Source organism: Micromonospora globbae (assembly GCF_036184225.1).
Classification (GTDB): Bacteria; Actinomycetota; Actinomycetes; order Mycobacteriales; family Micromonosporaceae; genus Micromonospora; species Micromonospora globbae.
Map to the genome: position 1 here is coordinate 1,944,727 of NZ_CP108084.1, position 12,935 is coordinate 1,957,661.

Consider the following 12,935-nt stretch of genomic DNA (forward strand, 5'->3'; position numbering starts at 1 on the left):
GACGCATGTACGCACCCGCCGAGCCGTACGCGCACGGCCTGCTCGACGTCGGCGACGGCCAGCTCGTGTACTGGGAGACCTGCGGCAACCCGGACGGCACCCCGGCGGTGGTGCTGCACGGCGGCCCCGGCTCCGGCGCCACGGCGGGCTGGCGGCGCTACTTCGACCCGGCCCGCTACCGGGTGGTCCTGTTCGACCAGCGCGGCTGCGGGCGCAGCCTCCCCCACGCCGCCGACCCGGCCGTGGACCTGTCCGTCAACACGACAGGTCACCTGGTCGCCGACATCGAACGGCTGCGCGAGCACCTCGGCGTGGACCGCTGGCTGGTGCTCGGCGCCTCGTGGGGCTCCACCCTCGGCCTCGCGTACGCCCAGCGCCACCCCGACCGGGTGAGCGCACTGGTGCTGTTCAGCGTGGTCACCACGACCCGCCGCGAGGTGGAGTGGATCACCCGGGACATGGGTCGGATCTTCCCGGCCGAGTGGGCCCGCTTCCGCAACGGCGTGCCGCCGGCCGACCGGGACGGCAACCTCGCCGCCGCGTACGCCCGCCTGCTGGCCGACCCGGACCCGGCGGTGCGGGAGCGGGCCGCGCGCGACTGGTGCGCCTGGGACGACACGCACGTGCGCACCGTGCCCGGCGCGGGCCCCGACCCGCGGTTCGCCGACCCCCGGTTCCGCATGCTGTCGGCGCGGGTGGTGACCCACTACTGGAGCAACGCGGCGTTCCTGCCCGACGGGCAGCTGCTGCGCGACGCCGGCCGCCTGGCCGGGATCCCCGGGGTCCTGCTGCACGGGCGGCTGGACGTCAGCAGCCCGCCGGACATCCCGTGGCAGCTCGCGCAGGCGTGGCCGGACGCCCGCCTCGACCTGGTCGAGACCGCCGGTCACGGCGCCCGCGGCGGCATCGGCGAGCGGGTGGTCGCCGCCCTCGACGGGTTCGCCGACCGGGGGTGAGCCGGCCCGGCGGGTGCCCGGCGGGGTCGTGACGTCCCGGCGGGCGCGCCGGCGGAACGGCGCGCCCGGGCCGACCTCGGCCGGGCCGGGGTGGTCGCGCGGGAGGGGTCAGCGGCCGCCGAGGGCGGCCCGCACGGGGGCGCTCTTGGCGGCGGCCTCGGCGACCTCCGCCCGCGGGTCGCTGCCCCAGGTGATGCCGCCGCCGGCCCACACGTGGACCCGGTCGGTGTCGACGGCGGCGGTGCGGATGGTCAGGCCCAGGTCGACGCGGCCGGGGGCGACCCAGCCCAGCGCGCCCATGGAGGCGCCGCGGCCGACCGGTTCGAGGGCGGCGATCTGCTCCAGCGCGGCGCGTTTCGGCGCCCCGGTGACCGACCCTCCGGGGCAGACGGCGCGCAGCAGGTCGGCCAGGCCGAGCCCGTCGGCGGCCGTCGCGGAGACGGTGGACTCCGCCTGCCACAGGTCGCACCAGCGGCGCACCGCGAACAGTTCGTCGACCCGGACGCTGCCGGTGCGGGCGATCCGCGCGAGGTCGTTGCGTTCCAGGTCGACGATCATCACGTGTTCGGCGCGTTCCTTGGCGCTGGCCAGCAGCTCCCGGGCGCCGGCGGGGGTGGCGGGCCGGGTGCCCTTGATCGGGCGGGTGACGAGCCGCCCGCCGGTCAGCTCGACCAGCGTCTCCGGTGAGGCGCAGCCGACCGCCCAGCCCGCGCCGGCCAGCACGCCGCCGTAGCGGGCGCCGGGCAGCGTGCCCAGGCGGGCGAGGGCCGGCAGGGGATCCCCGGCGTACCGGGCGGCGGCGTGCCCCACGACGTTGACCTGGTAGACGTCGCCGCGGCCGATGGCGTCGCGGACCGCCTCGACGGCGCCGGCGTGCCGGGCCGGCGTCCAGCTCTCGACCCACTCGCCGAGCCGCCAGGGGCCGGCCGCCGGCCGGGGCGACGGCGGGTCGCCGTGGCCGTAGACGACCACGGCCACCTCGGGCAGGGTGGGCACCGGGTTGGGCGCGCCGGGCGGCGCGCCGGCCAGCAGCGCCCCGGCGGCGGCCGACACGTACAGGGCGGCGCCGCAGACGCCGGCCGGGTCGTGGGTGGCGGGGCGGGCGAGGTCGTGCAGCGGCAGGCCGTGCGCGGCCAGGAACTCCTGCGCGCCGTCGGCGGGGTCGCCGCCGTCGGCCGGGCGCCACTCCCAGCGGGCCCGCTCGACGAGGGTACGGCGGCAGCGGGCGGGCGCCGCCGGTGCATCGACCGAAGTCAGTTCTGGGAGCGTTTCCACGCCGTCTGGCCCTATCTGCCTCATCCGTTCAGTGGATTTCCCGACCCGCACGCGCATACCTGCTCGATGCGGGCCACTTTCGCTTGGTACTGTGCGTCACTGGTCATGTGAACCATGACACAGTGCCCCCACAGTCCGGAGAACCCGATGTGCCAGCACCAACCCACCTGCCCCTCCGCCGACGCTACCGACCGGGAGGCCGCCCGGGTCATCGCCTGCTTCCCTGAGCAGGGCTGGAGCCTGCTCTGCAACGGGGTCATCGTCTTCGAGGACACCGGCGAACTGCTCCCCGACGGCCGGTCCATCGCCCCGCACCGCGGCCCCGCCCGCCACGCCCTCGTCGCCTGACGCGACCACGCTGCGTCACCACCCACCGGTCAGCACCGGCCCGTCACCGTGGCCGCCGCCGGCCGGTACGACGCGGCCGGGGCGGCCACCGGCGACCGCCCCGGCACACCCGCTCAGCTCTCGAACGCCTCCGGCGACGGGCACGAGCAGACCAGGTTCCGGTCGCCGTACGCGCCGTCGATCCGCCGCACCGGCGGCCAGTACTTCCCCGCCCGGTCCACCCCGGCCGGGTACGCGCCCACCGACCGCGGGTACGGGTGCGGCCACTCGTCCCCGCTGACCATCGCCGCCGTGTGCGGCGCGTTGGCCAGGGGATTGTCCCCCGCCGGCCACTCACCGGAACCCACCTTGTCGATCTCCGCCCGGATCGCGATCATCGCGTCGCAGAACCGGTCCAGCTCGGCCAGGTCCTCACTCTCCGTCGGCTCCACCATGAGCGTCCCCGCCACCGGGAACGACATCGTCGGCGCGTGGAAGCCGTAGTCGATCAGCCGCTTCGCCACGTCGTCGACGCTCACCCCGGTCGCCTTCGTCAACGGCCGCAGGTCGAGGATGCACTCGTGCGCCACGAGGCCCTTGTTGCCGGCGTACAACACCGGGTAGTGGTTGCGCAGCCGCGCCGCCACGTAGTTCGCGGCCAGCACCGCCACCCCGGTTGCCCGGGTCAGCCCCGACGCGCCCATCATCCGCAGGTACGCCCACGGGATCGGCAGGATCCCCGCCGACCCGTACCGGGCCGCCGAGATCGCCGGCCGCCCCGCGGCCCGCCCGCCCAGCGGGTCACCCGGCAGGTACGGCGCCAGGTGTGCCCGCACCGCCACCGGCCCCACACCCGGCCCGCCGCCGCCGTGCGGGATGCAGAACGTCTTGTGCAGGTTCAGGTGCGACACGTCGGCACCGAACTTCCCCGGCTTGGCGAACCCGACCAGCGCGTTGAGGTTCGCCCCGTCGACGTACACCTGCCCGCCGGCGTCGTGCACCTTCGCGCACAGCTGGGCGATGCCCGTCTCGTACACCCCGTGCGTCGACGGGTACGTCACCATGATCGCCGCCAGGGCGTCCCGATGCTTGTCGATCTTCGCGTCGAGGTCCACCAGGTCCACGTTGCCGTCGGCGTCGCACGCCACCACGACCACCCGCATGCCGGCCATGACGGCGCTGGCCGCGTTCGTGCCGTGCGCCGACGACGGGATCAGGCACACGTCCCGGTGCCCCTCGCCCCGGTCCCGGTGGTACGCGCGGATCGCCAGCAGCCCGGCCAGCTCCCCCTGCGACCCAGCGTTGGGCTGCACGCTCACCGCGTCGTAGCCCGTCACCTCGGCCAGCCACCCCTCCAACTGGGCGATCATCTCCCGGTAGCCGGCGGTCTGCTCGGCCGGCGCGAACGGGTGGACGTGCGCGAACTCCGCCCAGCTGATCGGCTCCATCTCGGTGGTGGCGTTCAGCTTCATCGTGCACGAGCCCAGCGGGATCATGCCGCGGTCCAGGGCGTAGTCGAAGTCGGCCAGCCGCCGCAGGTACCGCAGCATCGCCGTCTCCGAGTGGTGGCTGGTGAACACCGGGTGGGTGAGGAACTCCGACGTACGGGCCAGGCCCGCCGGCAGCGCCTCCTCGGCCCCCGCCCCCGGGGCGGGCACCCCGAACGCGGCGCACACCACGGCCAGGTGCGCGTCGGTGGTCGTCTCGTCGCACGACACACCGACGTGGTCGGCGTCGGCCAGCCGCAGGTTCACCCCCCGCTCGGCGGCGGCCGCCACGACCGCCTCCGCGCCGCCGGGCACCCGCGCCAGCACCGTGTCGAAGAACGCGTCGTGCACCACCTCGACGCCGCCGCCGCGCAGCGCCGCCGCGAGCCGCGCCGCCATCGCGTGCGTACGCCGGGCGATGCGCCGCAGCCCGTCCGGGCCGTGGTACACCGCGTACATGCCGGCCATCACCGCCAGCAGCACCTGCGCCGTGCAGATGTTGCTGGTCGCCTTCTCCCGCCGGATGTGCTGCTCACGGGTCTGCAACGCCAGCCGGTAGGCCGGGTTGCCGTCCGCGTCGCGGGACACACCCACCAGCCGGCCGGGCAGCATCCGCTCCAGCCCCGACCGCACCGCCAGGTAGCCGGCGTGCGGGCCACCGAACCCCATCGGTACGCCGAACCGCTGCGTGGTGCCGGCGGCGATGTCCGCGCCGATCTCGCCGGGCGGGCGCAGCAGCGTCAACGCCAGCAGGTCCGCGGCGACGGTCACCAGCGCGCCGGCCCCGTGCGCCGCCGCCACGAGGGCCGCGTGGTCGCGGACCGCACCGGACGCACCCGGGTATTGCAGGTGCAGACCGAAGAACTCCCCGGGCAGCTCCTCGACGTCCAGGTCGAGCACCCGCACCTCGATGCCGAGCGGCTCCGCCCGGCTGCTGATCACCGCGATGGTCTGCGGCAGCGCGTCGGCGTCGACCACGTACACCGGGCTCTTGCTCTTCGACGCCCGGCGGGCGAGGGTCATGGCCTCGGCCGCGGCGGTGCCCTCGTCGAGCATCGAGGCGTTCGCGGTGGCCAGACCGGTCAGGTCGGTCACCATCGTCTGGAAGTTCAGCAGCGCCTCCAACCGGCCCTGGCTGATCTCCGGCTGGTACGGCGTGTACGCCGTGTACCACGCCGGGTCCTCCAGCACGTTGCGGCGGATCACCGCCGGGGTGTGCGTGCCGTGGTAGCCCAGGCCGATCATGGAGACGGCGACGGTGTTGCGGGCCGCGAGGGCCCTCAGCTCGGCGAGCGCCTCGGCCTCGGTGGCCGGCTCCGGCAGGTCCAGGGTGCCGTGCCAGCGGATCACCTCGGGGATCGCCGCGTCCATCAGCTCGTCGATCGAGCTGTAGCCGACGGTCTCCAGCATCCGGCGTTCGTCGTCCGGGCCGGGGCCGATGTGACGGGTGGCGAACTGCTCTGTGGTCATGGGCTGCGCTCCCGGGGCGAGGTCGACAGTCGGCCTCCCCCTCTGTCGCGCCCGCACGGCGCTCCACAGTGCCTGCCCCACGAGGTCCTTTTGCCTGAGAGGTTCCGGGGAGGATTTGCCCCTTCGGCGCCGCCCCGGGTACTGCTGGGCGGTCTCTCCCCCGTGGGTGTTACCGGCATGGTCAACGCTACCAGCGGGAGGGTTTCCCACGGATGTCGTACCCCGGTGGCGGTGATCATGCCTGGTCCCGGGGTCGGCGGCAGCCCCGGCCGCCGGGCCCGCCCCGGCGGGGTCCCCGGTCGGGTCGGCCGGCCGGCGCGGGTGCGGCTGTCGGGCCCGGCCCGGTCGGGCTCCACGCGCGGGTCAGCCGGTTGCGGCCACCACCCGGGCCGTGCCCGGCTCCGCCGCGACGGCGCGGTCGGCCAGCGCCGGCAGCACCCGGCCCAGCGGCGCGTCCACGGTCAGCGCCGCGTACGCGTCACCGCGCGTCGGACCCTGGTTGACGATCACCACGGGAATGCCGAGCTTCGCCGCCCGCAGCACGAACCGCCGCCCCGACATCACCGTCAACGACGAGCCCAGCACCAGCAGCAGCCGCGCCCGCTCCACCAGTGCGAAGCAGCGCGCCACCCGGGGCGCAGGCACGGTCTCGCCGAAGAACACCACGTCCGGTTTCAGCGTGCCCGTGCCGCAGAACGTGCAGTCGACCACCCGGAACGCCGCTTCCGCGGCCTCGTCGAGGTCCACGTCGCCGTCGGGGTTGACGGCGGCCACCCGCGCGTCGAACCCGGGGTTCGCCTCCCGCAGCCGCCGGTCCAGTTCCTCCCGCGAGGTCCGGTTGCCGCAGTCGAGGCACACCACCTCGTCGAGGCGGCCGTGCAGCTCCACCACCTCCGGGCTGCCCGCCGCCGTGTGCAACCCGTCGACGTTCTGCGTGATCACCGCGTCGACCAGGCCGCCGTGCTGCAACCGGGCCACCGCCCGGTGCCCGTCGTTCGGCTGTGCCCGCGCCATCAACCGCCACCCCAGGTGGCTGCGCGCCCAGTAGCGCCGCCGGGCCAGCGGATCCCGGGTGAACGTCTGGTACGTCATCGGGGTGTGCCGCCGCGCCACCCCGCTGGGCCCCCGGTAGTCGGGGATGCCCGACTCGGTGGACAGACCCGCCCCGCTGAGCACCACGACACCGCCGCCGGCCACCCGCTCGACCAGCTCGTCGATCGTCTCCGTCACGCGTCCATGCTGCCTCACCGAGCCCCGCCCGGCGAACGCGCGGCCCGTGCCGGGCCTCGCTCACAGGGCGATGGCGCGTGCTCGGGCCCTACCTCGCACCGATCGCTGCGGCGCTGGGCTCGCCCACCCGGCGACAGGGCGCGGCTCGCCGGCGCGGCGACCAGGACCGGCGGCTAGGTTGCAGGTATGCGCGTCGTCATCGCCGGAGGGCACGGCAAGATCGCCCGGCTGCTGCTGCGGGAACTCGCCGGCCGCGGCGACACCGCCGTCGGCCTGATCCGCAACCCCGACCACGCCGCCGACCTGACCGCCGTCGGCGCCCAGCCGGTCCTCGCCGACCTGGAGCGCGTCGGCGTCGACGAGCTGGCCGGTCACCTCGCCGGCGCCGACGCGGTGGTCCACGCCGACGGCGCCGGCCCGGGCAGCGGCGCCGCCCGCAAGGACACCGTCGACCGGGCCGCCGCCGTGCTGCTCGCCGACGCCGCGCAACGCGCCGGCGTCCGCCGCTACCTGCTGGTCTCCTCGATGGGCGTGGAGGACGCGCCGCGCCCGGGCACCGACGAGGTGTTCGCCGCCTACCTGCGGGCGAAGAAGGCCGCCGAGGACGACGTCACCGGCCGTGACCTCGACTGGACGGTGCTGCGACCCGGCCGGCTCACCGACGACCCGCCGACCGGGCGCGTCACCCTGGAGCGGCGCGTGCCCCGCGGCGCCGTCACCCGCGCCGACGTGGCCGGGGTGCTGGTCGCCCTCCTCGACGCCCCGGCGACCGCCGGCCTCGTCCTGGAACTCGTCAACGGCGACACCCCGGTGGCCGAAGCCGTAACGACGGCCACCCGCTGACCCCCGGTCCCCCACGTCCCCGGTCCCCGTGTCCCCGTGCCGGGCGCGCGGCCCCGGTGATCGCGTGGCCCGGGTGATCATGAAGTTACCGCCACGACACGCCGACGGCGCCGGCAATAACCTCATGATCACCGGAGAGGGTCCAGGCGGGTGGCCCGGAGACGGGGGTGGGGTCAGCGTTGCTGGTGTCGCGGAGGTAGCGCCGTCTGCTGGGCTCCCGCGCCCACCGCCTCCCCCACGAGCCGGTTCACCGTACGCGCCAACTGCTCACTGCCGTCGTCGAGATGCCGCGCCGCCGCCTGCATGTGGGAGATCATCATCTCGCCGAAGATCCGCAGCGCCTCCCGGGTCGCCACCGAGTCGTCGAAGCTCGGCCCCGCCGCGCTCCGGTACTCCGACACCGCCCGCTCGGCCTCCTGCCTCGCCTCCTCGACCGCCGCCTGCATGTAGCTCTCGTACTGGGCGCGCGCGTACTCCGCGACCCGGCGCGCGTAGTCGTGCGCCTGCGCGATGATCTGCTCCGCCTCCCGCTGCGCCGCCGAGAGCAGGTTCACCTCCTTCGCGGCCGGCATGGGCACCGCGGCGTTCTTGCTCGGGATCACCCCGTGCCGGTGCAGCTCCACCCGGTCGGTGAGCCGCTCGTTCTCCGCCCGCAGGTTCGCGATCTGCGTCGACAGCAGGTCCAGCTCGTCGGCCACCTGCATCCGGAACCGGTCCACCTCGGCGTTGTCGTACCCGCGGCGGGTGAACGACGCCGACGAGAACTCCCACCGGCGCACCCGGTCGGCCGTCATCCGCACCTGGACACCGCCGGGCGCCTGCACCCCGTCGTACCTGCTGATCGTCGTCACCGGGCTGACCTTTCGTTCACGGCCACGGCGCTCGCGAGCCTGCTCGTCGCGCTCACCGGGCACCTCCGGGGGAGTTGTCAGGGACGACGGCCTCGTCCACCGCCGTCCGCCACGCCGGCCCGTACCAGTGCTGGCCGAACCCCTCGTGGTGCAGCTGCCCGGCGTGGTAGCCGGCCTGGGTCAACGCCTGCACCGAGTGGGCGACCATCTCGTCCGAGCCGCACACGAACACGTGCCGCGACCGCCAGTCCCCGTCGGCCAGCGCCCGGTCGGCCACGTGCTGGAACCCGCCCGGCCGCAGCGGGTCCATGCTGACCACGTACGTCACCGTCAGCCACGGGAACGACGCCGCCAACTTGTCGATCGCGTCGCTGTCGTAGAACTCGCTGCGCGAGCGGGCCCCCACGTACAGGTCGACGCGGCGCTGCGAGCCCTCGGCCGCCACCTGTTCCACGAGCGCCTTCACCGGCGCCCAGCCGGTGCCGCCGGCCAGCAGCAGCAGGTCGCTGGACCCGGCCGACCACAGCGTCAACCGGTCACCCACGGGCGCGGCCAGGTGCAACTGGTCACCCACCGCCGACCCGTACACCAGCCGCGACGACACGGCGCCGCCCGGCGCCGCCCGCACGTGCAGCTCCAGCGTGCCGTCCGCCCGCGGCGCGTTCGCCGGCGAGTAGTACCGCCACGACCGCACCGTCGGATGCGACACCCCGATCGACTGTCCCGGCGTGAACGGCAGGAGGTACTGCGGCCGCAGCGTCAGCACCGCCACGTCGAACGTACGCCGCTCGTGCGCCACGATCTCGGCGACCCACCACGGCGGGTTCACCGCCTCCGCCGCCTGCGCCGCCTCGATCATGACCTGGGACACCAGCCCGTACGCCGCCGCCCAGTCCTGGGCCAGCTCCTCGGACCACTGGTCGCCCAGGAAGTGCGCCAGCGTGGCGAGCAGCGCCTCACCGACGGCCGGGTAGTGCTCGGGCCGCACCGCGAACTTGCGGTGGTCGGCGCCGAGGTCCCGCAGGAACCCCACGAGCCGGTCCACCTGGTCCACGTTGGTCACGATGTGCGCCAACGCGGTCACCAGCCGGTCCCGCTGACCGGCCATGTTCGTGGGGAACATCTGCCGGGTCTCGGGGTGGGTCAGGAACAACGTCGAGTAGAAGTAGAGCGGCACCTGGTCGCCGTGCGCGGCGACCAGGGACCAGCTCTGCTTGAGCCGTGCCGCGTCCACGCTCAGACGCCCGGACGGTTCCCGGTGGTCACCACCTGGTCCTGCACCTCACCCAGCACCGCCTGCACGTGCGCCAGCACGTCCGCCGGCACCCCCAGCTCGGTCAGCGTCGTGATGAGGTGCGCACCGACCTTCGCGTAGTGCGCCACCGGAATGTTCAACGGCTTGTGCGCCTCGGCCAACCCCCGGCCGGCGTACTCGTTCGGCCCACCGAGCACCACGGTCAGCATCAGCGCCAGGTGCCGGCGCTGACCCACCATGTCCACATCGGTGAAGTACCCGGCGAGCTCCGGGTCGGCGAGCACCTTCTCGTAGAACAGCTCGACGGCCGCCTTCACCGAGCTGGCACCGCCGATCCGCTCGTAGTGCGAGACAGGGGTGGTTGCGTCCGTAACCGTCACGGTCGTTCCTTCCTGGAGGGGTCGCGCGAGGGTGGCGCGGAGGGGCAACGGCCAGCCCGGTCGGCAGGCGACGCCGCGACGACGCGCACCCACCCGGGCCAACCGCGTGACGGACCATAGCGCGTCGCGCCGCGCCGGTCATGGCCCCCCTATCGGATTCCTGACACCGTCCACCACGTACGGTGACGAAAGGCCGGTCGTTGATCACCACACCACGCGAATGCCGCCGCACCGTGCGTCACCGTCGACGAGCGACCGTCCACTGCGGAAGCAGTCTGGCGACCGGCCTCTCGCAGCGGCTTCCCGCCCCCTGACCACCACAGACAGCGGATGGCCGATCGCCTGACCAGCATCGGCCGACCCGACAGGCCATGATCCGCCAGCAGGACGGCCCGCCCCACCGAACGGGCGATCACCCCGGCAGGCGCCCCTCCACATATACGGACAGTCACCACGAAAATTGCAACAAGCATGGGCGCGTCGCCCGCACCGAACGTCACAGATCCCCGCCCGGCGGCACGATCCCGCCGCCAACCGCCGCGGAAAGAGACCCTCCGAGGCGCCGCTCGGGCCGCCCGCGGGCTCCACGGGACACCACGCCGACCAACCAACCGACCGACCGCGGCCAGCCCACCGGGGTTGCCGCCCCGCCGCCCGCCCGGCTCTGCCGGGCCGCCAGCGTCGTCGCCCGCCTCAGCCAGCCCGCCGCCGCGCCCGCCGGGCCGCCAGCTCGTCACCCACCGAACCCTCGGGCACCGACGGCTCACCCGCCGACCCGGCACCCGCCGCGGGCTCCGCCGGCAGATGCGACAGCGACCCCTGGATCTCCTTGAAGGCCCCACCGATCGCGATGCCGAACACCCCCTGGCCGCCCTGCAACAGGTCGACGACCTCCTCCGGGGACCGGCACTCGTACACCGTCGTGCCGTCCGAGATCAACGTGATCCCGGCCAGATCCTCCACCCCACGCGACCGCAACGCGTCGATCGCCTTCCGGATGTTCTGCAACGACACCCCGGCGTCCAACAGCCGCTTCACGACCTTCAACACCACCAGATCGCGGAACGAGTACAACCGCTGCGTACCCGAACCCGAGGCGTCCCGCACGCTCGGCACCACCAGCCCCGTACGAGCCCAGTAGTCCAACTGCCGGTAGCTGATGCCCACCGCGTGGCAGGCCGTCACCCCCCGGTAGCCCACCGACCCGTCACTGTCCGTCGCCGAACCCGGCGGCGCCACACCCGGCTCGTCCAGTTCCGTACCCGCATCGACGTTCCGCGGCTCGTGCATCCGGACAACCTCCCCGCCCGTGCGGTGCCGCGTCGTTTCCGGGACGCGACCCCTCGACACGGCAACCCTATAGCGGCCCTCACGGGTTACCAGGGAGAAACGGCCGCGACACGCCGCGCAGCCACAACGAAGATCACCAAATCGGAGCCGGTGTCACACACCGTGACCACCGGCCCCGCCACCGACACCAGCCCGCCGGTGCGGCTCAGCCCGCGAAATCCTCCGGACGCACCTGCTCCAGGAACTCGCGGAACTTCTCCACCTCGTCCTCCTGCTCATCCGGGATGACGATCCCCGCCTCACTGAGGACCTGCTCGGCACAACGAATGGGAGCACCCACCCGCAACGCCAACGCGATCGAATCGCTCGGCCGCGCCGACACCCGCACGCCATCCCCGATCAACAGATCGGCGTAGAAGACGTTCTCCTTCAACTCGGTGATCTCCACCGCCCGCAACGGCGCCTCCAGCGCCGCCAACACGTCCCGCAGAAGATCGTGCGTCAACGGCCGGGCCGGCTTGACCCCCTGCTGCTCGTAGGCAATCGCCGTCGCCTCGACCGCGCCGATCCAGATCGGCAGATAGCGGTCCCCCTCGACCTCCCTGAGCAGGACGATCGGCTGGTTGCTCGGCAGCTCCACCCGAACCCCGACCACGCTCAGCTCGCGCACCGCCGCCTCCGTGTCGTTGTCACCTACGCCGCACCGCGCCCTTCCCTGCACGGTACACGGACCGCGACACGGTCGTCCCATGCGCTTCGCGCACCACGCCCGCGCCAGAGAGGGGTTACCCCGGCAAGCCTACGACACGCTTCCCGACGCAGATCTTTCCGCACCGGTCCGCCGCCACTCACCGGCCCAACGTCGACCGCAACCCCACCCGCACCAACGCCGCGTGCAACTGCTGCGACAACGCCACCAACTCCCGCGCCGTCTCCGCCGCCCGCGCCCGCGCCGCCGGATCACTCTGCCGCGCCAACGGCGCCACCAACTGAGCGAACAGACCGACCTCCCGGTCCGCCGCCGTCCGGTAACCCCGCAGATGCCGCGGCTCCAACCCGTACGCCGCCAGACCCGCCACCGCCCGCGCGATGATCAACGCGTCGCCGTCGTACCAGCCCGGCGGATCGGACACCACCACACCGAGCCGCTCCAACTCGCCCAGCGTCGACTCGTCCAACCCACTACGGGCCAGCAGATCCGACCGGCCGAGCCGCACCTCCGACGACTCGGCCGGCTCCTCCGCGGCCCGACCCGGCACCTCGCCACCCGGACCGACCGCCACCAACGTCGGCCGCGACCGACCCGGCGCCACACCGCCCGCATCCCACTCGGCCAGGTGCTCCCGGATAACCCGCAACGGCAGATACTGGTCCCGCTGCGCGGTCAGCACATACCGCAACCGCGCCACATCGTCCCAGCTGTACTTCCGGTAACCCGCCGCCGTCCGCTGCGGCTCGACCAGCCCCTCGGCCTCGAGGAACCGCAACTTCGAGATCGTGACGTCGGGGAACTCCACCCGCAACTGCCCCAGCACCTCACCGATGCTCATCAGCGGCTGGGACCGGGCCGC

Annotated in this window: 12 protein-coding genes and 1 riboswitch; of the genes, 3 read left to right on the forward strand and 9 right to left on the reverse strand. The window is 73.9% G+C overall.

The window, feature by feature from the left end; translation table 11 throughout:
- Positions 1-5: 5 nt before the first annotated feature.
- Entirely contained in the window at positions 6-956 is a 951-nt protein-coding gene (gene pip / locus OG994_RS08655; RefSeq protein WP_328852768.1) for a prolyl aminopeptidase, read from the forward strand.
- Positions 957-1,064: 108 nt separating this feature from the next.
- Here pip and OG994_RS08660 read toward each other — a convergent pair whose 3' ends face one another.
- Positions 1,065-2,255 carry a chorismate-binding protein gene (locus OG994_RS08660; protein ID WP_363662265.1) on the reverse strand — a complete coding sequence of 397 codons (1,191 nt, stop codon included), beginning with the start codon at positions 2,253-2,255 and terminating at the stop codon, positions 1,065-1,067.
- Positions 2,256-2,378: 123 nt separating this feature from the next.
- Between OG994_RS08660 and OG994_RS08665 the strand changes: the two genes are divergently transcribed.
- On the forward strand, positions 2,379-2,579 hold the full coding sequence (locus OG994_RS08665; RefSeq protein ID WP_120330837.1) for a DUF5999 family protein: 201 nt from the start codon (positions 2,379-2,381) through the stop codon (positions 2,577-2,579).
- Positions 2,580-2,692: 113 nt separating this feature from the next.
- On the opposite strand, the gene gcvP is transcribed toward OG994_RS08665, so the two are convergent.
- Complete coding sequence (gcvP, locus tag OG994_RS08670) at positions 2,693-5,515, reverse strand: aminomethyl-transferring glycine dehydrogenase (protein WP_328852770.1); 2,823 nt, start codon at positions 5,513-5,515, stop codon at positions 2,693-2,695.
- 72 nt (positions 5,516-5,587) lie between these two features.
- A riboswitch (glycine riboswitch) is annotated at positions 5,588-5,686 on the reverse strand.
- A 192-nt stretch (positions 5,687-5,878) separates the two neighbouring features.
- Entirely contained in the window at positions 5,879-6,763 is an 885-nt protein-coding gene (locus OG994_RS08675; protein WP_407942574.1) for an NAD-dependent protein deacetylase, read from the reverse strand.
- 168 nt (positions 6,764-6,931) lie between these two features.
- Here OG994_RS08675 and OG994_RS08680 point away from each other — a divergent pair, with 168 nt between their 5' ends.
- The gene (locus tag OG994_RS08680; protein WP_328852772.1) at positions 6,932-7,588 is read left to right on the forward strand and encodes an SDR family oxidoreductase; all 657 of its coding nucleotides are present in this window, start codon (positions 6,932-6,934) and stop codon (positions 7,586-7,588) included.
- A 173-nt stretch (positions 7,589-7,761) separates the two neighbouring features.
- Here OG994_RS08680 and OG994_RS08685 read toward each other — a convergent pair whose 3' ends face one another.
- From OG994_RS08685 to ftsR, 6 genes are all read right to left on the reverse strand, one after another.
- Positions 7,762-8,439: a DivIVA domain-containing protein gene (locus OG994_RS08685; protein WP_240033179.1), complete on the reverse strand. Its 678-nt coding sequence runs from the start codon at positions 8,437-8,439 to the stop codon at positions 7,762-7,764.
- A 52-nt stretch (positions 8,440-8,491) separates the two neighbouring features.
- Complete coding sequence (locus OG994_RS08690; protein WP_328852773.1) at positions 8,492-9,673, reverse strand: globin domain-containing protein; 1,182 nt, start codon at positions 9,671-9,673, stop codon at positions 8,492-8,494.
- Positions 9,674-9,675: 2 nt separating this feature from the next.
- On the reverse strand, positions 9,676-10,074 hold the full coding sequence (locus OG994_RS08695; protein ID WP_120331355.1) for a group I truncated hemoglobin: 399 nt from the start codon (positions 10,072-10,074) through the stop codon (positions 9,676-9,678).
- A gap of 693 nt (positions 10,075-10,767) precedes the next feature.
- Positions 10,768-11,364 carry a MerR family transcriptional regulator gene (locus OG994_RS08700; RefSeq protein WP_120331354.1) on the reverse strand — a complete coding sequence of 199 codons (597 nt, stop codon included), beginning with the start codon at positions 11,362-11,364 and terminating at the stop codon, positions 10,768-10,770.
- Between the two features lie 205 nt (positions 11,365-11,569).
- A complete protein-coding gene (locus OG994_RS08705) occupies positions 11,570-12,034 on the reverse strand; it encodes a bifunctional nuclease family protein (RefSeq protein WP_120331353.1) in 465 nt (154 codons plus the stop codon).
- Positions 12,035-12,212: 178 nt separating this feature from the next.
- Positions 12,213-12,914, reverse strand: coding sequence for a transcriptional regulator FtsR (ftsR, locus tag OG994_RS08710; RefSeq protein WP_328853692.1), 702 nt, complete (start codon positions 12,912-12,914; stop codon positions 12,213-12,215).
- Between the last annotated feature and the right edge of the window lie 21 nt (positions 12,915-12,935).

Coding starts and splice junctions, on each gene's coding strand:
- pip (WP_328852768.1), top strand. CDS start 6: ATGTACGCACCCGCCGAGCCGTACGCGCACGGCCTGCTCGACGTCGGC.
- OG994_RS08660 (WP_363662265.1), bottom strand. CDS start 2,255: ATGAGGCAGATAGGGCCAGACGGCGTGGAAACGCTCCCAGAACTGACT.
- OG994_RS08665 (WP_120330837.1), top strand. CDS start 2,379: ATGTGCCAGCACCAACCCACCTGCCCCTCCGCCGACGCTACCGACCGG.
- gcvP (WP_328852770.1), bottom strand. CDS start 5,515: ATGACCACAGAGCAGTTCGCCACCCGTCACATCGGCCCCGGCCCGGAC.
- OG994_RS08680 (WP_328852772.1), top strand. CDS start 6,932: ATGCGCGTCGTCATCGCCGGAGGGCACGGCAAGATCGCCCGGCTGCTG.
- OG994_RS08700 (WP_120331354.1), bottom strand. CDS start 11,364: ATGCACGAGCCGCGGAACGTCGATGCGGGTACGGAACTGGACGAGCCG.
- ftsR (WP_328853692.1), bottom strand. CDS start 12,914: ATGAGCATCGGTGAGGTGCTGGGGCAGTTGCGGGTGGAGTTCCCCGAC.